Annotated in this window: 28 protein-coding genes; 15 read left to right on the top strand and 13 right to left on the bottom strand. The window is 35.2% G+C overall.

All coding sequences use genetic code 11. From position 1 onward, the window contains the following. Positions 1-4: 4 nt before the first annotated feature. On the bottom strand, positions 5-892 hold the full coding sequence (cysM, locus tag HAV12_RS16440) for a cysteine synthase CysM (RefSeq protein ID WP_171570617.1): 888 nt from the start codon (positions 890-892) through the stop codon (positions 5-7). Between the two features lies 1 nt (position 893). Beyond that, entirely contained in the window at positions 894-1,685 is a 792-nt protein-coding gene (gene epsC, locus HAV12_RS16435; protein ID WP_171570615.1) for a serine O-acetyltransferase EpsC, read from the bottom strand. 191 nt (positions 1,686-1,876) lie between these two features. Between epsC and HAV12_RS16430 the strand changes: the two genes are divergently transcribed. Beyond that, a complete protein-coding gene (locus HAV12_RS16430) occupies positions 1,877-2,578 on the top strand; it encodes a DUF1003 domain-containing protein (protein WP_171570613.1) in 702 nt (233 codons plus the stop codon). 143 nt (positions 2,579-2,721) lie between these two features. Here the strand turns inward: HAV12_RS16430 and HAV12_RS16425 are convergent, their stop codons facing one another. Further along, positions 2,722-3,000: a DUF2752 domain-containing protein gene (locus HAV12_RS16425; protein ID WP_171570611.1), complete on the bottom strand. Its 279-nt coding sequence runs from the start codon at positions 2,998-3,000 to the stop codon at positions 2,722-2,724. A gap of 105 nt (positions 3,001-3,105) precedes the next feature. Between HAV12_RS16425 and HAV12_RS16420 the strand changes: the two genes are divergently transcribed. After that, positions 3,106-3,291 carry a hypothetical protein gene (locus HAV12_RS16420; protein ID WP_171570609.1) on the top strand — a complete coding sequence of 62 codons (186 nt, stop codon included), beginning with the start codon at positions 3,106-3,108 and terminating at the stop codon, positions 3,289-3,291. Then, on the top strand, positions 3,281-3,832 hold the full coding sequence (locus HAV12_RS16415; protein WP_171570608.1) for a Smr/MutS family protein: 552 nt from the start codon (positions 3,281-3,283) through the stop codon (positions 3,830-3,832). The genes HAV12_RS16420 and HAV12_RS16415 overlap by 11 nt, the downstream gene beginning before the upstream one ends. A 153-nt stretch (positions 3,833-3,985) precedes the next feature. Here HAV12_RS16415 and HAV12_RS16410 read toward each other — a convergent pair whose 3' ends face one another. Then, entirely contained in the window at positions 3,986-4,978 is a 993-nt protein-coding gene (locus tag HAV12_RS16410) for a hypothetical protein (protein WP_171570606.1), read from the bottom strand. A gap of 83 nt (positions 4,979-5,061) precedes the next feature. Between HAV12_RS16410 and HAV12_RS16405 the strand changes: the two genes are divergently transcribed. Then, complete coding sequence (locus HAV12_RS16405; protein ID WP_171570605.1) at positions 5,062-6,186, top strand: cysteine desulfurase family protein; 1,125 nt, start codon at positions 5,062-5,064, stop codon at positions 6,184-6,186. 116 nt (positions 6,187-6,302) lie between these two features. On the opposite strand, the gene HAV12_RS16400 is transcribed toward HAV12_RS16405, so the two are convergent. Next, positions 6,303-6,875 (bottom strand): L-threonylcarbamoyladenylate synthase, encoded by a 573-nt coding sequence (locus HAV12_RS16400; protein ID WP_171570603.1) that lies wholly within the window; start codon positions 6,873-6,875, stop codon positions 6,303-6,305. Positions 6,876-6,919: 44 nt separating this feature from the next. Then, positions 6,920-7,996 (bottom strand): DegT/DnrJ/EryC1/StrS aminotransferase family protein, encoded by a 1,077-nt coding sequence (locus tag HAV12_RS16395; protein WP_171570601.1) that lies wholly within the window; start codon positions 7,994-7,996, stop codon positions 6,920-6,922. Positions 7,997-8,253: 257 nt separating this feature from the next. Between HAV12_RS16395 and HAV12_RS16390 the strand changes: the two genes are divergently transcribed. The 6 genes from HAV12_RS16390 to HAV12_RS16365 are packed head-to-tail and all read left to right on the top strand — an operon-like array spanning position 8,254 to position 13,021. Next, positions 8,254-8,484, top strand: a complete 231-nt coding sequence (locus HAV12_RS16390; protein ID WP_132037888.1) for a phosphopantetheine-binding protein — start codon at positions 8,254-8,256, stop codon at positions 8,482-8,484. 4 nt (positions 8,485-8,488) lie between these two features. After that, on the top strand, positions 8,489-9,544 hold the full coding sequence (locus HAV12_RS16385) for a ketoacyl-ACP synthase III (RefSeq protein ID WP_171570599.1): 1,056 nt from the start codon (positions 8,489-8,491) through the stop codon (positions 9,542-9,544). Next, entirely contained in the window at positions 9,541-10,626 is a 1,086-nt protein-coding gene (locus HAV12_RS16380; RefSeq protein ID WP_171570598.1) for an aromatic ring-hydroxylating dioxygenase subunit alpha, read from the top strand. Before HAV12_RS16385 ends, HAV12_RS16380 begins: the two co-directional genes overlap by 4 nt. Further along, positions 10,626-11,369, top strand: coding sequence for an SDR family NAD(P)-dependent oxidoreductase (locus HAV12_RS16375; protein WP_171570596.1), 744 nt, complete (start codon positions 10,626-10,628; stop codon positions 11,367-11,369). The genes HAV12_RS16380 and HAV12_RS16375 overlap by 1 nt, the downstream gene beginning before the upstream one ends. A 6-nt stretch (positions 11,370-11,375) precedes the next feature. Next, the gene (locus HAV12_RS16370; protein ID WP_171570594.1) at positions 11,376-12,386 is read left to right on the top strand and encodes a ketoacyl-ACP synthase III; all 1,011 of its coding nucleotides are present in this window, start codon (positions 11,376-11,378) and stop codon (positions 12,384-12,386) included. Further along, a complete protein-coding gene (locus HAV12_RS16365; RefSeq protein WP_171570593.1) occupies positions 12,386-13,021 on the top strand; it encodes a sialic acid O-acetyltransferase in 636 nt (211 codons plus the stop codon). Before HAV12_RS16370 ends, HAV12_RS16365 begins: the two co-directional genes overlap by 1 nt. 56 nt (positions 13,022-13,077) lie before the next feature. Here HAV12_RS16365 and HAV12_RS16360 read toward each other — a convergent pair whose 3' ends face one another. From HAV12_RS16360 to HAV12_RS16345, 4 genes are all read right to left on the bottom strand, one after another. Next, positions 13,078-13,893, bottom strand: coding sequence for a glycosyltransferase (locus tag HAV12_RS16360; RefSeq protein ID WP_205423327.1), 816 nt, complete (start codon positions 13,891-13,893; stop codon positions 13,078-13,080). 10 nt (positions 13,894-13,903) lie between these two features. Next, the gene (locus HAV12_RS16355; RefSeq protein ID WP_171570591.1) at positions 13,904-14,869 is read right to left on the bottom strand and encodes a hypothetical protein; all 966 of its coding nucleotides are present in this window, start codon (positions 14,867-14,869) and stop codon (positions 13,904-13,906) included. Positions 14,870-14,871: 2 nt separating this feature from the next. Further along, positions 14,872-15,834, bottom strand: a complete 963-nt coding sequence (locus tag HAV12_RS16350) for a hypothetical protein (protein ID WP_205423326.1) — start codon at positions 15,832-15,834, stop codon at positions 14,872-14,874. A 134-nt stretch (positions 15,835-15,968) separates the two neighbouring features. Further along, the gene (locus HAV12_RS16345) at positions 15,969-17,045 is read right to left on the bottom strand and encodes a glycosyltransferase family 1 protein (RefSeq protein WP_171570589.1); all 1,077 of its coding nucleotides are present in this window, start codon (positions 17,043-17,045) and stop codon (positions 15,969-15,971) included. 81 nt (positions 17,046-17,126) lie between these two features. Between HAV12_RS16345 and HAV12_RS16340 the strand changes: the two genes are divergently transcribed. After that, positions 17,127-17,894 carry a lipopolysaccharide kinase InaA family protein gene (locus HAV12_RS16340; protein WP_171570587.1) on the top strand — a complete coding sequence of 256 codons (768 nt, stop codon included), beginning with the start codon at positions 17,127-17,129 and terminating at the stop codon, positions 17,892-17,894. Here HAV12_RS16340 and HAV12_RS16335 read toward each other — a convergent pair. After that, positions 17,872-18,648 carry a glycosyltransferase family 2 protein gene (locus tag HAV12_RS16335; RefSeq protein ID WP_171570586.1) on the bottom strand — a complete coding sequence of 259 codons (777 nt, stop codon included), beginning with the start codon at positions 18,646-18,648 and terminating at the stop codon, positions 17,872-17,874. The genes HAV12_RS16340 and HAV12_RS16335 overlap by 23 nt on opposite strands. Before the next feature lie 10 nt (positions 18,649-18,658). Next, positions 18,659-19,735: a glycosyltransferase family 9 protein gene (locus HAV12_RS16330; RefSeq protein ID WP_171570585.1), complete on the bottom strand. Its 1,077-nt coding sequence runs from the start codon at positions 19,733-19,735 to the stop codon at positions 18,659-18,661. A 129-nt stretch (positions 19,736-19,864) separates the two neighbouring features. On the opposite strand from HAV12_RS16330, the gene HAV12_RS16325 reads away from it, so the two are divergent. Beyond that, a complete protein-coding gene (locus tag HAV12_RS16325) occupies positions 19,865-20,614 on the top strand; it encodes a glycosyltransferase family 2 protein (protein WP_171570584.1) in 750 nt (249 codons plus the stop codon). Between the two features lie 86 nt (positions 20,615-20,700). Here HAV12_RS16325 and HAV12_RS16320 read toward each other — a convergent pair whose 3' ends face one another. Next, entirely contained in the window at positions 20,701-21,516 is an 816-nt protein-coding gene (locus HAV12_RS16320; RefSeq protein ID WP_132037902.1) for a 2,3,4,5-tetrahydropyridine-2,6-dicarboxylate N-succinyltransferase, read from the bottom strand. Between the two features lie 294 nt (positions 21,517-21,810). On the opposite strand from HAV12_RS16320, the gene HAV12_RS16315 reads away from it, so the two are divergent. From HAV12_RS16315 to HAV12_RS16305, 3 genes are all read left to right on the top strand, one after another. Beyond that, a complete protein-coding gene (locus HAV12_RS16315; protein WP_171570583.1) occupies positions 21,811-22,428 on the top strand; it encodes a PAS domain-containing protein in 618 nt (205 codons plus the stop codon). Positions 22,429-22,559: 131 nt separating this feature from the next. Then, a complete protein-coding gene (ruvX, locus tag HAV12_RS16310) occupies positions 22,560-22,976 on the top strand; it encodes a Holliday junction resolvase RuvX (protein WP_132037904.1) in 417 nt (138 codons plus the stop codon). A gap of 125 nt (positions 22,977-23,101) precedes the next feature. Next, complete coding sequence (locus HAV12_RS16305; RefSeq protein ID WP_171570581.1) at positions 23,102-24,598, top strand: malate:quinone oxidoreductase; 1,497 nt, start codon at positions 23,102-23,104, stop codon at positions 24,596-24,598. Positions 24,599-24,636: the final 38 nt, after the last annotated feature.

Raw genomic sequence — 24,636 nt, 5'->3', positions numbered from 1 at the left:
TTTTTCAATCAAATAAATCAGAAGAAAGATAACGATCGCCACGGTCGCATATAATGGCTACGATAACTCCGGATTCCAGCTGTTCTGCGATTTTTAGGGCTACGGCAACGGAGCCTCCGCTGCTCATTCCTGCAAAAACACCTTCTTCAAGGGCTAAACGTTTGGTCATTTTGCGGGCTTCTTCTTCGCTGATGTCAATAACAGTATCTACTTTTGAAGCATCGAAGATTTTAGGCAAATATTCCTTTGGCCATTTTCTGATTCCGGGAATTTGAGAGCCGTCGCTGGGCTGTGCGCCTACAATCTGAATATTTGGATTTTTTTCTTTCAGGTACGTCGAAGTTCCGATAATCGTTCCCGTGGTTCCCATGGCTGAAACAAAGTGAGTTACAGTTCCCTCGGTATCGTTCCAGATTTCAGGCCCTGTCGTTTTATAATGCGCTTTCCAGTTATCATCATTCGCAAACTGATTTAACATCAGATAACCGCCTTCAGCGACTTTTTTGTCGGCATAGTCACGTGAACCGATGATTCCTTCGCTGGCGGGCGTTAAAATAACGGTAGCGCCATAAGCACGCATGGTCTGGGTTCGTTCTTTTGTAGAATCTTCAGGTAACACCAGTTCTATTTCGATTTGAAACAACTGGGCAATCATTGCAAGGGCAATTCCGGTATTACCACTGGTCGCTTCAATAAGTTTATCTCCTTTTATGATATCGCCTCTTTCCAGAGCCGACGCAATCATATTATAAGCGGCTCTGTCTTTGACACTTCCTCCCGGATTATTTCCTTCAAGCTTCAGTAAAAGTTTTACGTTTTTATTTTTTACCAAATGGACTGTTTCCATCAATGGCGTATTTCCAATTAGGTTTAGCAGTTTCTGTGGACCCATATTATTTTTTTTCTTTTATTTTAACTTCCGTAGTGGTGGTATTGAGTACAATAGAATCTTCCGGAATCGATTTGGTAATCCAGGCATTTCCACCTACAATACTGTTTTTACCAATAACGGTTTCTCCTCCCAAAATGGTTGCATTCGCATAAATGCAGACATTTTTCTCAACGGTAGGATGTCGTTTTGCGTTTTTCATGTCTTTACTCACGCTCAAAGCGCCTAAAGTAACACCCTGATAAATTTTTACATGCTTTTCGATTACGGTAGTTTCACCAATTACAATTCCGGTAGCGTGATCAATAAAAAAGGGGGAAGCAATTTTTGCACCTGCGTGAATGTCGGTTCCTGTAATCCGATGGGCATATTCGCTCATTAATCTCGAAAAAAGTAATAAATCCAGCAGATATAATTCGTGGCTTAATCTGTAAATCGCAATGGCGTAAAAACCGGGATATCCTAAATAAACTTCATTGATACTGTTGGAGGCCGGATCATTTTCCAGAATATATGCGGCATCCTGATTTAGCTTTTCCAAAACACCGGGCAATTTTTCAAGGAAGCGGTCCCAGATAGATTCACATAAGTTTTCAGGCTTATTGCAGGCCATAACTGCAATTTCCTTAAATCGTATTTCGAGTTCATCGATGCTTTCATCTAAAGCCGCATTCGAATCAAAAAGGGTATAAAAAAGCTTTTCGGTAAAATCTTCGGTTTTAGTTTTGATTCCGTAGTTTATATTGGAATGGCTTTTTAAAGCTTTTATATTTTGTATGATAAGATCTTTTGACACAATTGTAAAATTGAATGAATGTTTTGAAGCGTTAAAAGTAAGGTGTTTTTTGTAAATAAAGGCACGATTTCCTTAAAGAAATTTTGTTTTGTGAATTGTATTTGTGATAAATAAAAGAATTATAAACAGAAATAATTTATATGATTCATAAGAAGTTAAATGCTTAAATTAGCGGGTAAAATATATCCCAAATGAAAAATAATCCGACTTTTAAAAGCGCTATTTCTAACCTGTCTTTTCCTGCAAAAGAAAAAATTTCAGGAAAATCTATTCATGATCCTATTTTGGGACTTATTATTGAAGATCATCCCTCTTTTTGCGATGCCGATTTTATTGCTGTGAAAGAATTAAATGCGTATCGTCAGAAATACATTTCAAACTATTTATCTACAGAAATCGGGGCACTTTCTGAGCTTGAAAAAAATGTTGTAGCGTCTCTTAAGGAAGATAAATCAATTGTTAGTATTTTGGAAGATGAAGAAGAAACCAGGAATTTTGGGCAAAAAATAGCCGATAAAGTGGCTGATTTTGGCGGAAGCTGGACTTTTATAATTTCATTTTTGCTTTTTATCGTCATCTGGATTAGTGCTAATATTTTGATATTGGTAAATAAAGGTTTTGATCCTTATCCTTTTATTCTGCTGAACTTGATTTTATCCTGTATTGCTGCATTGCAGGCTCCGGTCATTATGATGAGTCAGAATCGTCAGGAAGAAAAAGACCGTACGCGTGCTAAAAAAGATTATATGATTAACTTAAAATCGGAATTGGAAATCAGGATGATTCACGACAAAATAGATCATTTGATTATGCACCAGCAGCAGGAATTAATCGAAATTCAGAAAGTACAAATCGAAATGATGAACGACATTCTGAATCAGATCAAAAAATGATTTTAGCAATACAGCCCGGATTTATAGTAATAGAAAATCTGCATTATCTGCTAAATCTGCGTGAAAAAAACAGTCAAAGATTTACAAAAAAAATCTAAGCGAATCTGTGTAATCTGTGGCAAAAAAAAAGAACCGTACAAAAATTAAAAGTGTTTGTACCAATATCCGGCGATCATGAAAATAACATTTATGATTCCGGAAATCCAAAGTACTTTTGTATAATTTTTGGATTCGTCTAAAAAGTATAAAACGACAAAACCCAGAAAAATTAGCGTAGAATAAAGAGCCGGATACATTTGGAAAGCAGCTGAAAACTGACCCTGAAAAAGTAAGAATAACGCGCGCTGAAAACCACATCCGAGACACTCGATTCCGAACAGTGTTTTGAATAAACAGGGCAGCATAAATTTCTCTACATTCACGAGTGATAATTTTTACAATTTTACGAAAAAAAGACGAGAACAATTCAGGAAGGTAAGAAGTACTATTTTAAAGTTTCTTACTTTTGGATCCTTAGACTTAAAAATATGAAAGCTTTTAAAATTATAATAATGATACTTGCCATTGCCGTGGCCTTATATGAACAGGTATCGCCAGAAAAAAATATCTATATTATGTTAATTGCAATTGCAGTTTTCATGTATGGAATGATGCAGTTGAGTGCAAAAACACCGAGTAAGAATCAAGATAAAGAAGAAGAAGATGTTAACTAAAGGTGATAAGGTTTCCGTGCTGGATGAAGCCATCAACGGAGTAGTGGTTTCCGTTAAAAACAAGGAGGTTTTGATTGAAACTGAAGACGGATTTATGATGACATTTTTTGTCAATGAATTGATTAAAATTCAGGATTCCAGCAATTTAATGAATTCTATTAAAAGAATAGATTTAGATCAGGTTACAAAAGAGAAAACAGAACCAAAACCGAGGAGTTTTGTAAAAGAGCGCAAAGATAAACGCGAAATTTCGGCTCCTGAGTTTGATTTGCATATCGAAAAACTGGTTCCGAACAAACGCGGAATGTCGAATTATGATATTTTAACTTTACAGACCGAAACAGCAAAAAGGCATATTGAATTTGCCATCAGAAATCGTATTCCAAAGATTGTTTTTATTCATGGCGTTGGTGAAGGAATTCTAAAAGCGGAACTTGACTTTTTACTGGGCCGTTATGACGGAATTGATTTTCAGGATGCCAATTATCAAAAATATGGCTTGGGAGCCACAGAAGTTTATTTCAGGCAAAACATTAAATAAGAGATTTTTGCTACCCCGAACAGTTCCGTTTAAAGCATAAAAAAACATCCGTTTTCAAAACTAATTTCAATTATAAATTAGAATGAAAACGGGTATTTTTTTTGTAGGAATAAAGCGCTTTTTTAACTTCTGAAGACCTGAAATTAAAACGGTTTAATTTGTCGTTTTGGTATAGATGTCACCCAATACGTAACTGGTACCTAAATTAACAGTATTTGTTGTTTTTTGCAGCTTAGTATTTCTAAGTCTGATAGTATGTTTAAATGTATTTGCCACATCGGTTGTAGTGGTTACTTCAATAATTCCGCTTTCATTGGCTACACCTGCAACTCCCGCCCAGGTTTCTTTTAATACTGCTGTGGATGGTGGCGTTGCCGTACAAAAATAACTATCACTAAGAGCACTACCGGTATAAACCTTAAATAAAAGTTTGTTTACAGTCGTACCTATTAATCCTGTTCGTGGAGCATTTGCCGGAGTGACAACATTCTGAATTAAGGCAGGGTCAATATTGTCAATTGTCATAGCCGAATTATCATTGTACGTGTAAACTTGTCCTCCACTTGCACATTGTTTAACTTCTTTAGTGAAAGTAAAATTCAGTTTGTCAGCATCTCCTAAAATCGTTACAAAATCACCAAAAATAACCTGAGGCTGCGTAACATCTAAGCTGGGTATTGAATACGTAACATTTTTAATAACAATATTATGCGTATATCCCTTAATTGTAATAGCGCCGGTAGTTGGGTTTGGGTCAGGTTGTGCCGTAGTAGTAATTTCAATCGTTCCCGATTTTGCATACCATTCATTAATGATATTAGGGGTTGTCGGTGGGATCAGGCTGCAAATATTAGTTTTAGCCACAGCTCCGTCATAACCTCTATAAACAAGTCTGAAACTACTATTGTCAATACTGAATTTGTTAGGAACTCCTACTGGGGTCGGTTCGTTTTTGAGCGTTCCCGGTGCCAGTTGTAACAGCAATGATTCCTGGCTTTTTAGTTTGAAAATTAGTTGATTGGTTGTAAGGTCACAAACGTCAGAGGTAACATCTTTAAAGTCTACGGTCTCAACAGTTATATCACCATCATCACAGCCATTTAATAAGAGTGCGAATAACAGAAGGCATGCATATTTTCTCATCATAATTTTATTTGGGTCAAAAATAGTGAAAAATTTCGCAATTGATATTTAAGAATTCACAATTGATATTTCATAACTTTGCCGTAATGAAAAAAGTATATCTCGATAACGCCTCTACAACTGCCCTGCGTCCTGAAGTGATTCAGGAAATTACAAAAGTGATGACAGAGGATTTTGGTAATCCTTCTTCTACCCATAGTTTTGGCCGAAACGGGAAGACTATTTTAGAACTTTCCAGAAAAAGCATTGCGAAACATTTAAACTGTACGGCACAGGAAATTATTTTTACTTCCGGCGGCACAGAGGCTGATAACTGGATTCTTCGCTCGGCCGTAGAAGATCTTAAAGTACAACGTATTATAACTGCGAAAACAGAGCATCATGCTGTTTTGTACAGTGTTCTGGCTTTACAATCCGATTATAATATTCAGGTGGACTATGTAAATATATACCCTGACGGCACAATCGATTTAACACATTTGTCGAATTTGCTGGCTCAGGAGAAAAAAACAATTGTGAGTTTAATGCATGTAAATAACGAAACCGGAACTATTCTGGACCTGGACAGGGTCGCTGTTATTTGCAGGCAGTATAATGCCTTGTTTCATTCTGATACGGTACAATCTGTTGGGAAAACAGAAATTGACCTGCAAAAGACCTCCGTTGACTTTATTGTAGCCAGTGCGCATAAGTTTCACGGGCCAAAAGGAGTCGGTTTTGCTTTTATTCGAAAAAATACAGGTTTGCAGCCGCTCATATTTGGCGGTGAGCAGGAAAAAGGACTTCGCGCAGGAACTGAAGCGGTTCATCAAATTGCCGGAATGGCAAAAGCATTATCACTTTCGTATGAAAACCTGGACGAGGAAAGAAACTACATTTCGGACTTGAAAATATACCTTATCGATCAGCTTGGAATTCATTTTCCGGGTTTTAGAATTAACGGTAAAAAAGAGGACTTTTACAATATCATCAATATCATTCTTCCTTTTTCTTCAGATAAAACTTCAATGCTTTTGTTTAGCCTGGATATGAAAGGAATAGCGGTTTCGAGAGGAAGCGCCTGTCAGTCCGGAAGTATAAAACCTTCGCATGTTTTAAAAGAAATGCTTTCAGAGGAGGATTTGAAATTGCCCAATCTTCGAATTTCATTCAGTCATTACAACACCAAAGAAGATATCGACTGGCTCGTGGAAAGTTTGAAAATGGTTTAGTTTTTTTTTGAGGTTCAAAGGTTCAAAGGTGCAGAGTGGCAAAGGTTCTGAGGTTGAAATCCAAATTCCAATGGGTTGAACCTGAAACTTGAAACTTTAAACCTGAAACAAAAAACTTACTTGCGAATCACTTTCACTTGGGAATCATTCGTTAACTTGATGATAGTAGATGGTTTTCCGGCGACTTTATCCTGATTTAATTTCACTACATAGTCAACACCTTTTACAATTTCGGGACTGATATCCTTGAAGGCGATAGGAGTGGGCTGGCCTGAAATATTTGCTGAAGTGGAAACCAGTGGCTTTTTCATTCGTTCCAGTAATTTGAAACAAAAAGGTTCTTTTACCAGACGTATTCCAAGCGAATTATCGGCTGCAATGATATTTGGAGCCACATTTCTGGGTTCGTCTAAAATTAATGTAGTTGGTTTTTCGGATAAATCCAAAAGCTGCCAGGCGACTTCAGGGATGTTTTTGAAGACGTTGTACATCATTTTTTCACCATTCATCAATACAATCATGCTTTGTGTTTTCGCACGTTGTTTAAGTTTGTATATTTTGGCAACAGCTTCAGGGTTGGTAGCGTCACAACCAATTCCCCAAACTGTATCTGTAGGGTAAAGAATGATTCCGCCTTCTTTGATAACTTCGTAAGCATTGATTATTTCCTGATTGATATCCTGACTCATAATAGAAGAATTTTACTTAATAACAACTTGATAATTGGGTAGTTTTAAGATGTTAGTTTATTTATAATGGCAACAATTTTTTCCAGATCAATGGTAGGAAGTCCAACATATAAAGGAAGACACACTACTCTTGAAGCTATAGATTCCGATACCGGCATCTCAGCACCATTTGTATAGGTAATCGTATTTAAAGAAGGATAAAAATAGCGTCTTGGCTGTATGTTTTCCTTTGCCAGCGCTTCCTGAACTTTCAGTAAAATGGCTTCAGATTCAAAAACCAAAGGATAATAACTGTAATTCCACTCGGTATTTTCCCTTATTTTTATGTTTTTAAGATTATTGAAATTCAAATGGTTATTGTAAAAATCAGTTACCTTTTTTCTTTCCGCAATAATATGTTCCATATACGGAAAAAGAGCCAGTCCCATCGCCGATTGCAGTTCTGAAATTTTAGCATTGATGCCAAGTCCGTGAAATGCCAAAGGGCCGTTATGTCCAAAATTATGACTATAAAACAACTGATCTTGTATTTTTTTATCCGTACAGAACATGGCACCACCTTCTCCGGTATGAAACAATTTCGTGGCGTGAAAGCTGCAGGTGCTTACATCCCCAAATTGAAATATCGATTCGTTATTGTAAGTAACCCCAAAACAATGTGCGGCATCATAAATCACTTTCAGATTGTATTTTTTGGCGATCGCTGCGATAGCTTCAATAGCACATGGATTCCCGAAAACGTGAGTCGCCAGAATTGCCGTTGTTTTTGAAGTAATGGCAGCTTCAATTTTGGTTTCGTCTATTGTCAGGTAATCCGGATTGATATCCACAAAAACGGGTGTGCAGTTTTCCCATACAATGGCAGCCGAAGTGGCCACATAGGAAAAAGGAGTCGTGATTATTTCTCCGCCTTTGCCAAATAGTTTTAAGGCAATTTGTAAAGGTATGGTACCGTTATTAGTAATAGTAATATGAGGAACATTCAGATAATTTTTAAGTTTATCTTCCAATTCTATTGTCAGTTCACCGCGATTTGTGAGCCAAACTTTATCCCATGCCCGTTTTACATAAGAATTGTATTCTTCTTGCGGAGGTAGAAAAGTTTTGGTTACTGGAATCATTTAATTATGTATTTAGTAAGTTTAATTAACCTTTAAGGGTAAACTATTGTTATATTTGCGGGGTAAAAATAACAAAAGAATGCTGATTTATTGGCATAAGCGGGAATTATAAAAAGCAGAGCAATTATTTGGGATGCCTGATGCTTTGAAAAACAAGATTTTAGGAATAGTTTTCGCTCGATAAAATAAATACCTTTCCTTTTGAATTTTTATAAAATTAAGAGATACAATAAAAACAAAATAAATTTAGGGATACTATGGAAATCAACACTTTTTTGCAAAATTTTGCAGATCTTTTAGATGATACAGATGCAACATTAATAAAACAAGAAACTGTTTTTAGAGATTTGGAAGAATGGGATTCACTGACAGCTTTGTCACTGATTGCTATGGCTGATGAAGAATATGCAGTAAAATTAACAGGAGATGATATTAAATCTTCGAATTCATTAAATGATATCTTCGAAATAATAAAAAATAAAGGGTAATTGAATGGCTACTTTTTCAGTAAATAATATTGCAATAAAAGGTATATCGTGTTGCGTTCCAAAAAATCTGGAACGCAATATTGATTTAGATATATTGACACAGGAAGAAATTCAGAGATTTATTGATGCAACCGGAGTAGAGGAAAGACGGATTGCAACTAAGGAAATCTGTACTTCTGATTTGTGCGCTGAAGCTGCTGAAAAATTAATCAAAGACCTGAACTGGCAAAAAGACGAAATAGAAATTTTAGTTTTTGTTTCTCAAACTGCCGATTATATTTTACCGGTTTCTGCGGCTATACTTCAGGACAGATTAGGATTATCTACCAACTGTATGGCTTTTGATGTTCCCTTGGGATGTTCAGGATATGTTTACGGAATGTCAATAATAGCGGGTATGATGAAAGCAACCGGTTTAAAAAAAGGATTGCTTCTGGCCGGAGATACGAGCAGCAAACTTCTTTCTAAATCGGATAAAAGTACAGTTCCGCTTTTTGGAGACGGAGGCAGTGCCACTGCATTTGAATTTGATGAAGATGCGGCGGATTTATTTTTTGACTTAGGTACCGATGGTTCAGGTTACAAAACCATAATTGTAAATGACGGTGGGTCCAGAAACAGAATCAATGCTGATTCATTGACGTATCAGACTATTTCACCAGGAATCGAAAGAAATGCGTGCCAGTTGATCCTGGATGGAATGGACGTTTTTAGCTTCGGAATATCGCAAGCCCCGAAAACGGTCAATAAACTGATTGAAAAATTTGAGATTGATAAGGAAACAATCGATCATTTTGTATTTCATCAGGCCAATTTAATGATGAATAAAATGATCGTTAAAAAATTAAAATTACCGGTCGAAAAAGTGCCCTATTCCCTAAAAGAATTTGGAAATACTTCTTCTACAACCATTCCGTTAACTATCGTAGCAGCCATAAAAGACAAGCTGAACAACGCTGCTCAGGATTTAATCCTTTGCGGATTCGGAGTAGGTTTATCCTGGGGAACAGCAAAAATAACACTGAATAATGCTGTAATTTCAGATTTAATTGAACTATGATAAAAAATTTAAATTACATAGATGAAACCGTTTTTCAAAAAGAAAAATCTTTGTTTTTTAAGGAATCATGGATATTAGTTGCGCATAAAAATGAATTAGCAAACAACAATGATTTTGTTACTTTAGAATATTTTGGAAATAAAATATTTGTCCAAAACTATAATGGTACCCTGAAATCTTTTCAGAATGTTTGTTTACACCGATTTAATACGATTCATGAAGAACCTTATGGAAACAGGGTTTCTTCCTGTTTATACCATAACTGGACGTATGGAAAAAAAGGAAACGTAATCGGATTAATGTGTCGAAATTCATTCGAGAAAGACGATATCAATGCATTGAGGTTAAAAGAATATGAAATTGATTATTGCGGTGATTTTGTTTTTATAAAATTAAACGATGAGCTGGACAGGAGTTTAAGCGATTATTTAGGAAACGTATTCAGTCCCTTAGCAGAAATCAGCCAGCATTTTGGGGCAAAAACCATCGATTATACCATTGAACATAAAGTCAACTGGAAACTTTTGGTAGAAAATGTACTGGAATGTTATCACTGTACTTCCGTTCATGAAAATTCATTTGCAAAAATGGGTTTTGGATCGGTCGCTCCCGAAAAATTTGATTTTTTTGAGGCGCACAGCTGGTGTGAATTTCCAAAAGGAGAAGATATCAAACCAAATAAAATCATAGAAAAAACATTAGCCGACAGAACTTTCAAAACACAGGGATATTTGCATTTTTACAGTTATCCCAATGCATTTATAAGTTCAGTAGAAGGAAAAGGATTTTATTTTGGATTCATGTTTCCGGAATCACCTTCAAAAACCAATTTAAGAGTGCGTTATTTCGCTCCTAAATTTGAAAAAGAACCAAGCGAATCACAACAGAATATTATTGATTTCATTAACAACAGTTCCAACGAATCGTTGGATTTGGTTTTGAATGAAGACAAAAAAATAGTCGAAAATATTCAGACCAATCTGGTCCATTTTAAAGACAGTTCACCCATGTTTGGTGATGAAGAGTTCAGGATTTTAAAATTCTATGACTATTTTAATAAAAAAGAATTAAACGATATATAATGAATCCATTTGATTTATCAGGAAAAAAAATACTAGTAACGGGAGCTTCTTCGGGCATTGGTTACGAAACTTGTCTGGCCATTACAAGACAGGGAGGAACCTTTATAGCGATCGCCAGACGCCGGGATTTTCTCGAAAAATTAATTGAAGAATGCGGAAGTGAAAATAGTTTTATCGCAGCCGATTTATCTAAAATGGAAGATATTAAGGCTATTGTAGATACTATCGAAAATATTGACGGCATTGTGCATTCTGCAGGAATTGTATCCTTAGCCCCGGTTAAGTTCTATACGGAAGACCTAATGAACGAAATGAGATCCATAAATTTTGACTCGATTGTATATCTTGTAAACCTGATTTTCAAAAAGAAAAAAATAAACAAAGGAAGTTCCATTGTTTTGGTTTCGTCGATTGCAGGTTTGTTCGGAATGAAAGGAAACGGAATTTATGCCGCAGGAAAAGGGGCCTTAATTGCGATTTCAAAAGTTTGGGCAAGCGAATTTTCCAACAGTAAAATTCGTGTAAATTGTGTTTCGCCGGGAATGGTAAAAACAGAAATAACAGCAAGATCTATTGAAGATTTATCTTTGGAAGTCATTCAGCAAGATGAAAAAAAATATCCTTTAGGCTATGGTGACCCCGTTCAGGTGGCGAATCCGATTGTGTTTTTATTGGCTGAAGCCAGCAGCTGGATCACGGGACAGAATATAGTTTTAGACGGAGGAAGAACTTCAACGATATAAATTACAATGAAAGCCAATATAAAAGCCATTTCGTATTATTTACCTGAATCAGTTTTATCCAATGATCTGATCCATCAGGAATTTCCGGAATGGGGTATTGAAAAAATCAGTACAAAAACGGGAATCAATGCGCGTCATATAAGTGCCAAAGACGAGTTTTCATCCGATATGGCGGTTAAGGCTGCCGAAAAATTATTCGCGGAGCATAATATCGACAAATCAGAAATTGATTTTTTATTGTTTTGCACACAGAGCCCCGATTATTTTTTGCCAACAACAGCCTGTATCATTCAGGAAAAATTAGGTCTGGAAACGACAATTGGCGCATTGGATTTTAACTTAGGATGTTCCGGTTTTGTGTATGGTTTAAGTTTGGCCAAAGGATTGATTGCGGGAGAAATGGCGAAAAATGTTTTGCTGATCACTTCAGAAACCTACTCGAAATTTATTCATCCCAAAGATAAAAGCAATAAAACCATTTTTGGAGATGCCGCTGCAGCAACACTTATTACGAGTGAAAACGGATTTTGTACGCTGGGCAACTTTATTTTTGGAACAGACGGTAAAGGTGCTGAAAACCTGATTGTAAAACAGGGTGGAATGCGTTTTCCGGTTTCCGATCAAAATGAAGATATCGTTGATGAATTTGGGAATGTCCGAAATGATAAAAACCTGTTTATGAATGGCGCTGAAATCTTTAATTTCACAGGTGAATTTGTTCCAAAACTGACAGAAGCCATTTTAGAAAAGTCCAATTTAGCCAAGGAAGATATTGATTTGTTTGTTTTTCATCAGGCAAATAAATACATGCTGAATCATTTAAGGAAAAAAATAAAAATCCCGGAAGAGAAATTCTTTATCGCGATGGAAGATTGCGGAAATACAGTTTCCTCAACCATTCCGATCGCCTTATATGAAGCGCAGAAGCAGGGAAAAGTAGCTGACAGCAAAAACTTAATACTGGCAGGATTTGGTGTCGGATATTCCTGGGCAGCCTGTAATTTAATAGTAGAATAATGAAGAATTTAATCATAATAGGAGCAAGAGGTTTCGGACGTGAGGTCTATGATCTTGCCGTACAATGTGCCGGATTTAATATAGAATACGTTATAAAGGGTTTTTTAGATGATAAATCAGATGCTTTAGCGGGTTTCGAAAATTATCCTGAAATTATTTCATCTGTCGAAGATTATGAAATTGTAGAAAATGATGTTTTCGTGTGTGCCTTAGGAAGTATCAAATGGAAAAAACATTATACCGAGCTAATTCTGAATAAGGGAGCTCAGTTTATTAATTTAATTCATCCAACAACAGCTTTGAATACAAATGCTGTTGTAGGTACCGGTCTGATTGTTTTCATGAATTCCAATATCAGTAACGATTGTACTATTGGCGATTTTGTGACCATACAAGGTTATGTAGGTTTAGGCCATGATACGAGAATCGATAAATGGTCGCATCTCAGCGCTTATAGTTTTACGGGAGGTTTCGTAGTATTAGAAGAAGAAGTGCTCTTAAATACCAGAGCTACGGTGTTGCCGCATGTAATTGTCCGTAAAGGAGCTACAGTCGGGGCGTCGAGTCTGGTTATTAAAAATGTAAAAGAAGGAATAACTGTTTTTGGCGTTCCTGCTAAAAAACTGGAGTTCTAATTTTTTTTGTGAAAATTGAAAAGTAAAAAGTAAAACTATATAAATTAGGGGCTCTGTTATTGCAACAGAGCCTTTATTTTATAATTTAGTTTTTCAAAAAACGAAGCATCTTTAGATCGGATCTTTAAGATCTGCTTGTTTAATATTTTTTGAACATCAGAATCAAAATAGGTTTTCAGTTGGGTAAGGAAATTAATCATGATTACCCTTTGCTCGGCATCCTTTTTCGAAGACCAGTACGAGGTGTTGTGAATACGGTAGACAGACATCAGTTTGTCCATGTATTTTATTTTTCCATGCTGCGCATTAAGCATATGCAGAAAGTAATCGCCAATAGGAGCTTCACTGAAATACTTTGGCAATTCGCCAAAAAGATTGTTGCGATAAACGACACTTGGCGTGTGAATATAATTGTTTTTGGCAAGATCCTTAATCGTGGAAACCTCCGGAATTCTCTTCCTCGGATTGTCTTCTTTCATTTCCGTATCGGTCAGTAGATACACATTATGAAAGCAAATACTAAAATCGGGATTGGCTTCTAAAAATTCAACCTGTAGACTCAGTTTCTGATCGTCACACCAGTAATCATCCCCTTCGCATAAAGCGATATATTTTCCCGAAGCTTTCTCAAGAGCAGCAACAGAATTCGGCATCATTCCCAGATTAATTTCATTATTGTAGTACTTTACCTTGTGTCCGTTAGGATTACTGGCGATTGTTTCTTTAATAATGGCATCTGTGTCATCTGTTGAATTGTCATTAGAAATCACAAGTTCAAACTCAAAATCAGTATTCTGAGACAAGATGCTTTCTATTGCCTGCTTAATATATCCGGAGTGATTATAGGTAATCATTACAACACTTACAAACATCGTATTCAAGTTATTTTTTATTAAAAAGTTGTTTTACATCTTCGGTCATTCTGCTTTTTTCATTCATAACAAACGTTCTGAAAGCTGAAAATTCCTGAAAAACTTCTTCATAATTATTCATGGTATGATTAATTAATTCAATTACTTTTTCAGGTTGCCTGTCATCGGCATGCAGTTTGTATTTTTCGGGTATTCCCAAATCTTCTTTAAATGCCGAAGTACCATCACGGCCTGTTAGCAAACAAACGCCTGAAACGAGTCCTTCTCTCGGAATTTTATCACGGCCGGGAAAATAACCAAAATCAATATGAAGCTTGGTTTTACGTAAAGTATCTCTCATTTCCTCTCTCGTCATGCCGGACAATGGTGTCCATTGGTATTGAGGAAGAAGTTCCATGTATTTTTCGATCTTATCCAGTCCTTTTTTAGGATTGTAGGTAATGATGTTTTCTTTTGTGAATGTCTCAGGAAGGTTGTCAAAGAAAAGTTCCGTCACATAATCACATAAGTAAGCGATTTCATTGTCCAGTTTTTTGGTCAGTAAAAACTCTTTTGTTCTTTGAGACTGATACCAGTGTGTTACCGTTTTATTAGGCTCAAAACGATATTCAGTATGTTTATAAGGAACAAAAATCTTTCTGATCCAGTTTTTTTTCTTTTCTCTGCTGTTCATTAAAACCTCATAAAAATCAAGGCTTAACCACCATACTTTTTTCTCCGACAAAGGATATTTGGCAATAAGATTGGTCATTGATTCCGGTATGATAATAACATTATCAAGGCTGTCTTTTATTCTTCTTACATACGGAACATTGTAATTTTTGTAAAAAGGATGAACAGGGTCTTTTTTGTATTTGGTGTATAACATTTTTGCATTATATCCCAGTGAATTAAGAATGTAACCCAATTGATGTAATGCTTCCGGCCCTCCGGTAGCTTTTTTGGGAGGACAGATGATATATATATTTTGTGACATAGTTATTTGGAGATATTATTATAAACTACATTTTTAATCCAGCCCTCTAAAGTGTATTTATTAAAAATTTCTTCAGGTATTTTTTGATATTCTTTTTCGAAAAAGGAAACCGGGATATCAGGATTTTTTTCATCAATCACCAAAATGTTATTCGGATTGTAAAAATCGTAATTTACAATATCTGAATTGGTAGTGATTAACTTTTTCTGAAGCCCGATGCTTTCAAATACGCGGAAGGTTAATCCAATTTGTTTTTTTCGGTTAATATCAAGTAAAACCTGAGAGCGGCTTATGTATTCATTTATTTCTGATAAAGGAATATGATTGGTAATAAATTCAATCGTTGACGTCCTTCTCTGAAACTTTTTGTTATACACAAATATCTTATGCGTAATATTTTTTGCTTTTAAATCAGTGGCAATTTTAGAGAGAATGGAAAGCCTTTTATCCTTTGATATGATGTTGAAAACTTGATATTCAAATGGTTTTTCGTTTCTGACACAGGTCGAATTGTAAATCCAATTGGTACCGAATTTTAAATTATATTTTCTGCAGTCTTCTTTCTCAAAAGAAAAAACTTCATCAAAATGCGGAATAACCCGAATTATCTTAGGACAGCGATGTGTGTTGTCGTTAAAATAAGCGATAGTTTTTTTTCCGTATTTTTTTAATTCCGCAACACTCTTCGGATCGATAAAATCTCCTTTAATCACTACGATTACATCCTGTATTTTATCAATTTCTTTTAGGTTTTCAATTATTTTTTTACCGAAATACATGGTCTTAAGGTTTTTCTTAAGGAATGTCTTCAGGAAAAAATTATAAGCTCTGTAAAGTATACTCGAGTATTTATACTCGTATTTATTAAAATTAATGTGGTGTACATTATGGCCCTGTTGTTCTAAGGCAGTAGCGATATGATTATTGAATCCCCAATTATCAAGGCTTATTAAGGTTATGTGCATAATGTGAATTTGTTGAAACGACGACGCGAAATTAAGAAAAATTTAACAATAAAAGGTGGATTGTGATTTTGTTTGGAATTTTTATTTTGCTTCGATTTTATAAACACAAAAACCGCACCATTATTGCAGTATTTTTAGTATAATATTTTTTTGTAAATATTAAAATATTCGGCAGCCGATGTATCCCAGTTAAAACTGGCAGCTCTTTTTTTAAGGAGAGTTTCTTTTTCGGTTTTATTGTTTTCATGCTCTTCTAAACCTGTAAACAAAACTTCTTTCATGTATTCCGGATCAAAATTGGTCCAGTAATTCGATTCGCTTCCGCCAATTTCAGGAAGTGAAGTCCGGTCTGATAAAAATGTAGGCTTTCCAAAACTCATAGCTTCAATAGGAGGAAGGCCAAAACCTTCCCGAATCGATGGAAAAAGAAAAGCAGTACAGTTTTTCATATAAAATTGCTTGCCTTCATCAGATACTTTTCCTGTTAGAAAAACCTGATTCGATAAGCCATTATCCACAATCATTTTTTTAATCTTTTCGCCGTATTTTTTGTTATCGTTTCCGGATATAATTAAGTTGAAATCTTTAATAAATTTCATCATGGTAATTATAGACTCATAATTTTTTCGCTCTATAAAATCCCCAATAGTGTAGAAAAAAGGTTTGTCTACAGGAACATTGGGCACATAGGCAGCAGTATTTAACAGCGTAGAAATTGGATTACCATTATAAATAACATACTCGGAAACATTCGGCACATCAAAAAAAGCATGGGTTTGTTTTTTTGCAAATTCAGAGATATAGGTAATGGCGGAGGCTTTCTTTAACTTAGCCTCAAAAAGGGTACTTAATTCCTGATTGTAATCGGAAGATCCTTCTTCAATAAAGTGGATATCATGAACGGTAAGTAAGTATTTATTGCAATGAAAAGGCTCAACCTTTGTATTTTGATTTACAGAATGCCATAAATCATATTTTTTTCGTGTTCTGAAAAAACCTAATCTGGATAAGCTGGTATATTTGTGGTAATTGAATTTTTCGCCAAATTCACTTTCAAGCAGTTTTATATCCCTGGCATTGAGTGTTAGTTTCATATTCTCAAAATTCAATGCTGACAAACCTTTAATTAACTCATAGTTAAAAGTTCCTAAACCGCCCGCTCTATTATTGATATTATGAGTTTCTAAAAAAACACTCTGATAATGTGGCATTATTTTTTTTTTACGAAAATACAATATTAATTTGAAGAATTAAATTGTATACGTACTTTTGTTGGTTTATAACCAGACCCAATGAATTTTAAAATAAATCCAATTTTTGCTGACGAAACTACATCGATACTTGCTATTATTAAGGCATTTAATACCTCAGGAACGATCTTTGGTAATGGACAACGTAATATTATAAAGCTATTTGAATGGAATGATAAAACGATCAATATAAAGTCGTTTAAAATTCCAAATCTAATCAATAAAGTAGCCTATAAGTATTTTAGAAAATCAAAAGCAAGACGATCTTTCGAGTATGCTACCCTTTTGCTCGAAAAAGGTATCGGAACGCCGCAGCCTATTGCATTTCTTGAAAATTTTAACTGGCTTGGGCTTAGAGACAGTTATTATGTGAGCGAACATTTAGTGACAGAACTGACTTACAGAGAACTGGTGGAAATTCCGGATTATCCCGATAATGAAAATATATTAAGGCAATTTACCCGATTTAGTTTTGATCTTCATGAAAAGGGAATTGAATTCTTAGATCATTCACCCGGAAATACCCTAATCAAAAAAAGTACAGAAGGCAAGTATGATTTTTTTCTGGTTGATCTCAACAGAATGGAGTTTCATGACACCATGTCCTTTGAAATGCGAATGAAAAATCTGTGCCGCCTGACTCCCCTGAAAGAAATGGTTGCCGTAATGAGTAACGAATACGCCAAATTGTACGGAGAATCGGAGCAAAAAACATTTGATACTTTATGGAAGTACACCGCTGATTTTCAGGAACAATTCTACAGAAAAAAACGTTTGAAAAAGAAACTTAAATTCTGGAAGAAGCAGTAATTTTTTGTAATTCTTTATATCGGATAAAAATACTATAAGCGTTTAAATAACAGATTGTAACTCCTTTCAGGCCGTCCAAAAATCCAAGACGAATTAAAAATTGATACAAAAAAGTATAAACAGGATGGAAAATCATCAGTAAAAGAGATGATTTCTGTCCTTTTTTTAGCTTTTCATTGGCCTTTAATAAGCCATATTGATGCATTTTCTTTTTATAATCCTCATAACCCGAATAAGAAAAATGGATTAATTTATTTTTTAAAATAGAAATTTCACCCTCCACGATTAGCTTCTCATGAACCATTCGGTCTTCGGTATACCTGCATTTTGTTTTATTAAAAAGCCTGAAAATCTTATCGGTTTGCCAGCCGCTAAAACGCAATTTCATGTTTTTAAACATAAAAGTACGGTAGATTAGATAAGCACTGGCTGGACTGTTACTATTGATTGTAGAAATAATTTCAGTTTTCAGCTCAGGTGTTAAACGCTCATCGGCATCAATAAACAATATCCATGGATTTCTGGCCTGGTCTAAGGCAAAATTACGCTGAGAAGTATAATTAAGGAACTGATTCCGGATTAATCGAACATTTGTAAAAGACTCAATTATGGGCACGGTCTGATCAGTGCTAAAAGAATCTACTACAATTATTTCGTCAGCAAAATCGATATCCTCCAGTAGTGATTTTATATGCAATTCTTCGTTAAGAGTAATAATCAAAACGGATAACTTTTGCTTTTCAGTAGTATTCATCTAATGATTTTTACTGTTCTCCATTTTTATATTCCTGAAAATAAGTATCCAGTTTTTCAAGCATTAATGATAGAGGATATTCATCATAATACTCAAAAGTATGCTCTTTGATATATTGCTCAGTATGCTGCTCGTATATTTCCGGTTTTAAATCTTTTAGGTGAATAGAAGAGTGTTTGGCTTCATTTTCAAATAATTGCCATGTTTCTTTTCGCACTGAAGGTGTAAAAATAGAGAAAGTAGGAATGTCAAGGGCCTTTGCCATATTCACAGCACCGCCTTCATTTCCGATCAGCATATCACATTGTGAAAGCAAGGCCAGGAACGGACGTAATTCTGTACAATATAAATCAAAAATGATGTGTTGTTTGGTCGCTTCAGTGCAATAATTATATACTTCAAGGGCCAGTTCTTTTTGATCCGGGATATAATTAAAAATAATTTTGGCATTGGTTTTGGCTACTGTAAAATCAATGATTTTTGCCATCCCCTCCAAAGGATAGGTTTTGTAGACTTCGCTGCCTAAAATTCCAAACATAATCAGAGGATTGTCTTCAGTATTGATGTTGTACTTTTTCAGAAGATTTTTAGCCTCTTCAATTTCAGATTCTTTCAGGAAAATCTTCGGTTTTACATCTGTGATTTTTTCAGAAATAAAAGGCTGAAGAAGCAGCAGCCTGTTTTCGATTGCCAGTCCGTGTTCGGATTCTACAGCATCAAAACGTTCGTAAGTATAATTATAGAATATTTTGGTATACCATTTACGATACGAAACTTTATACTTTGCTCCTGAAAATAAGGTAATCAGATTAGTCTCTAATTTAGAGTACACATCAATGACAGCATCGTATTTTTTTCTTCGAATCTGGAAAATAAATTTAAATAAGGAAGGAATAGATTTTCTCACCTTATTCGTTAATGGAATAATGGTGTCAATATTTGGATTTTCTTTTAGTACATCAACAGAATTTGGATAGCACATATAATCAATTGCGGCTTCCGGAAACTTTGTTTTAAGGTTGTTACAAATTATGGTGCTGGTTAATACATCTCCAATTCTTTTTTGCTGAATGACTAATATTCTCATCTAATTTAAAATTCAATTGATGTGCGAAATTACGAATAATTATATGAAGTGTACAAACTCCTGATAAGATATAAGGGAACTAAAATAAAAATTTCTATTTTTGCAGCAAACAAATTTACTCCTCCCAAAATGAAAATTAGCGGTCTTGTCATTACTTTCAATGAAGAAAAAAACATTGGTAAATGCATTGATGCTTTACAAAAAGTCTGCGATGAAGTAATTATCGTAGATTCGTTTAGTAAAGACCGTACAGCTGAAATTGCCAGAGAAAAAGGAGCTGTAGTGATAGAACAGTCTTTTTTAGGAGACGGACCACAGCGTACACATGGTTTGCCTTATTGTAAAAATGACTGGATTCTGAATCTTGATGCAGATGAATTTCTGGACAAAGATGCTGAGGAATTTATATTAAATCAAAAATATTTAGAAGGGAACTACGACGCGTTCAGCTTCAGGGTTAAAAACTTTTTAGGAAATAAGCTTATCGATTTTTCCGGCTGGTATCCGGATCATAAAGTTCGTTTTTTTAATAAACAAACAGCAAGACCTTCAGATTCTATAGTGCATCAGAAAATAATAGCACAAAACGAGAAAAAAGTAGCCGTTCATATTTTGCACTACGGATGGGATTCTTTAGATCAGATTATTGCCAAAAAAAATCAATATTCAGGCTGGCACGCGCAGCAACTGTTGGATCAGGGAAAAAAGGTTAATTCTTTTAAACCCGTTCTTAACGGTACGGTAGCTTTTATTCGCTGCTACTTTTTTAAGAAAGGAATATTCAATGGTATCGACGGATTGTCTATTGCCATGATTCAGAGTTTTTTTTCTTACATGAAATATGCGAAGCTCTTAAAACTTCAGAAAAAACAAAAATAAATACTATAAAACAAAAATAAAAAATTCCAAATTCCAATTGATAAGTATTGGGATTTGGAATTTTTTTTATTTGGATTTTTTAAAACTTATACAGCAACATCGTATTCACGAAGCGCATTGTTCAATGAAGTTTTTAAATCTGTAGAAGGTTTACGGGTGCCAATAATCAGTGCACAAGGAACCTGAAATTCTCCGGCAGCAAATTTCTTTGTATAGCTTCCCGGAATTACAACAGAACGTGCAGGAACATAACCTTTCATTTCAACAGGTTCGTCACCGGTAACGTCTATAATTTTAGTAGAGGCAGTAAGACACACATTAGCGCCAAGAACTGCTTCTTTACCAACGTGAACACCTTCAACAACAATACAACGGGAACCAATAAAAGCACCGTCTTCAATAATTACAGGAGCAGCTTGTAAAGGCTCCAGAACACCACCAATACCAACACCACCGCTTAAGTGAACATTTTTACCAATCTGTGCACAACTACCAACAGTAGCCCAGGTATCAACCATAGTTCCTTCATCAACATAAGCTCCGATGTTTACATAACTCGGCATCAAAATAACACCGCTTGAAATGTAAGCTCCGTAACGCGCTACAGCATTTGGTACTACACGAATTCCTTTTTCAGCGTAACCTCTTTTTAGTAACATTTTATCGTGATATTCGAAAATACCCGATTCTAACGTTTCCATTTTTTGAATTGGGAAATACATGACAACTGCTTTTTTTACCCATTCGTTTACCTGCCATCCGTCACCAACCGGTTCAGCAACACGTAATTTTCCTGCGTCTAATAATTCTATAACTTCTCTGATAGCATCAGTTGTAGTAGTTTCTTGTAATAAAGCTCTGTTTTCCCAAGCTTGTTCAATTATCGTCTGTAAAGAATTCATAAGTTTTAATTTTTTGCAAAGATATAGTATTTGGCTAAAAGCAAAAAAGTAAAACCATTTGAAAATGTTACAGATGTAACTTTTTGTTTTTAATTTGATAAATAAAAACTTCAATACTAATGAAACTCAAAACAATGATTTTCGTTATCTGTTTTTTTACTGCCATAATATGATAAAAGTCAGATTTTGAATTTTTACTTCGGGTTAGTTTTGCGCCATAATTCAGAGTCTTAAAAATCGGAATTATCAAATACCAATTACCAATCCAAAACAAACAAATTAATCTGTTGAGATATGAATCAGGAAAATCAGTTTCAGAACCGTACCATTATTGATAAGGAAGTTTCGTGGGATAAAACCCAGGTTATCATGAGTAAAACAAATGCCTTTGGTATTATAGAATATGCCAATGAGGTTTTTATAGACGTTTGCGGATACGAAGATTACGAACTTATGGGACAGCCTCATAATATTATCAGGCATCCGGATATGCCGAAAGTTATTTTTAAGGTGCTTTGGGAAAATCTTAAAGCGGGGAAAAACTTTCATGCCATTGTAAAAAACCTGGCAAAGTCAGGTAGATATTATTGGGTGATTACTGATTTTGAAATAGCCAAAGATGAAAATGGCGTCATTGTCAATTATTTTGGAAGAAGACAGGCAGTACCTCAGGAAGTTATCGCCATGCATATAGAACCCTTGTATAAAAAACTACTGCAAATTGAGGGTGTAAGCGGAATGGAATTTAGCGAAAAATACCTGATCGGTTTCCTGGAAGAAAAGAAAAGAACTTATGTTGAATATATCAAAGAACTGATCTTAGAACATGAAAAAGCGCAATCAAAATCCCTTCATCAGGAAGAAGAAGAGGAAGACGAGAGAGGCTTTTTCGGTCGTTTATTTGGTAGATAATCCCATTTTTTTAGGTTTTAAATATTTGGTGGAAGTCCGTTTTGAGAAATCAAAGCGGATTTTTTTGTAAAATGAAATATTTCTTTTCCCGTTTGTGCATTTTCCTTTCTATCTTTGATAAAAATTACAAAATGCCAAGAATTCTCTCCATAGATTACGGACAAAAACGTACCGGAATTGCCGTTACAGACGAAATGCAGATTATAGCTTCGGGATTGACAACCGTTCCGACCAACACTTTAATAGACTTCCTGAAAGACTATTTTGCCAAAGAAAAAGTCGAAGCCGTATTAATTGGCGAACCCAAACAAATGAACGGGCTTCCGTCTGAAAGTGCTTCGGTAATCAAAGGATTTGTTACCCATTTTTCGAATATTTTTCCGGAGATGAAAGTAGTTCGTGTAGATGAAAGATTTACGTCAAAAATGGCTTTTCAGACCATGATAGATAGTGGATTAAGTAAAAAACAACGTCAGAATAAAGGGCTGATTGATGAAATTTCTGCTACCATTATGCTTCAGGACTATCTTTCTTCTAAACGTTTTTAACTGTAATGGGATTTAATTTTACTTTTTAGGAAAAAATTATAATTTTCTAACTTTTATCATGTAAAAATTAGTTTTTTTTTGCGATTGAAAAAAGTACCTTTGCACTTTAAAAACAAATTACTGTTATGCCTGACAATACAATACGTTCCAATAGTGAAGTAGTGCTTATTGGAGCTGGAATTATGAGTGCAACTCTCGGATTAATTTTGAAGGAGTTACAACCCGATATTAAGATTGAAATTTACGAAAGATTAGATGTTGCTGCAGCCGAAAGCTCAGATGCCTGGAATAATGCAGGAACCGGACACTCTGCCTTTTGCGAATTAAATTACACTCCCGAAAAAGCTGATGGAAGTATTGATCCTAAAAAAGCAATAAGTATAGCGGAATCTTTTGAAGTTTCCCGTCAGTTTTGGTCGTATTTAGTACAGCAAAATAAAGTTCCGTCTCCTGAAAATTTTATTAAAAGCGTTCCTCATATGAGTTTTGTCTGGGGAGATAAAAACGTCGAATATCTTAAAACACGTTTTGAAGCTTTACAAAGCAATCCAATTTTTGCTCAAATGTCTTTTAGTACAGATTTTGAACAGCTAAAACAATGGATGCCGCTTGTGATGGAAGGCCGTGAAAATAATGAAAAATTAGCAGCTACCCACATGTCTATTGGTACCGATGTAAATTTTGGTGCACTTACCAGAAGCATGTTTAATTATCTGGAAAAACTGGACGGTGTCTCTTTATACTTTAACCATGAGGTTAAAAAATTAAATCAGCGTGAAGATAAATCATGGAGAATTAAAATAACTGATTTGTCTACAGGTCAAAAAAGAAAAGCATACACCAATTTCGTTTTTATCGGAGCGGGAGGAGGTTCATTGCCCTTATTGGAAAAAGCAAACGTTCCCGAAGGAAATGGCTACGGAGGTTTTCCCGTAAGCGGACAATGGTTAAAATGTACCAATCCGGAAGTCATTGCAAAACATCAGGCAAAAGTGTACGGAAAAGCAAGTGTTGGAGCACCTCCAATGTCGGTTCCTCATATAGATACCCGTGTAATTGATGGCGAAAAAGCACTTCTTTTTGGGCCTTTCGCAGGATTTTCGACACGTTTCCTGAAAAACGGATCTTACCTTGATTTGCCGTTATCCATCAAAGCAAATAATTTAATTCCGATGTTATCAGCGGGATTTCATAATATACCCTTAACTAAATATCTAATTGAGCAGGTGCGTCAGTCTCCGAAAGACAGAATGCAGGCACTTCGTGAATACTTGCCAACGGCACGTTCTAAAGACTGGAAATTAGAAAGAGCCGGACAACGTGTTCAGGTGATCAAGAAAGACGAAAAAGAAGGCGGGATTTTAGAATTTGGTACAGAAGTAATCAATACGCATGACGGAACTTTAGCTGTTTTGTTAGGAGCTTCCCCGGGAGCCTCTACAGCGGTTTCTATCATGATAGATTTAGTGAGCAGATGTTTTACCAATCAGATGAAAACGCCGGAATGGGAAGAAAAAATGAAGAATATGATTCCTTCTTACGGTAAAACCTTAAATGACAATCCAGAACTTTTAGCAGCAACCAGAAAACATACTGCTGAAGTTTTAAAACTAAACAATTAGAATCAGATCGTATCGCTATAAACAACAAATCCAGATGA

The organism is Flavobacterium sp. CLA17 (assembly GCF_013112255.2).
Taxonomy (GTDB): domain Bacteria; phylum Bacteroidota; class Bacteroidia; order Flavobacteriales; family Flavobacteriaceae; genus Flavobacterium; species Flavobacterium circumlabens.
Note: the sequence above shows the minus strand (reverse complement) of the source record. Positions and strands in the feature narration are given on the sequence as shown.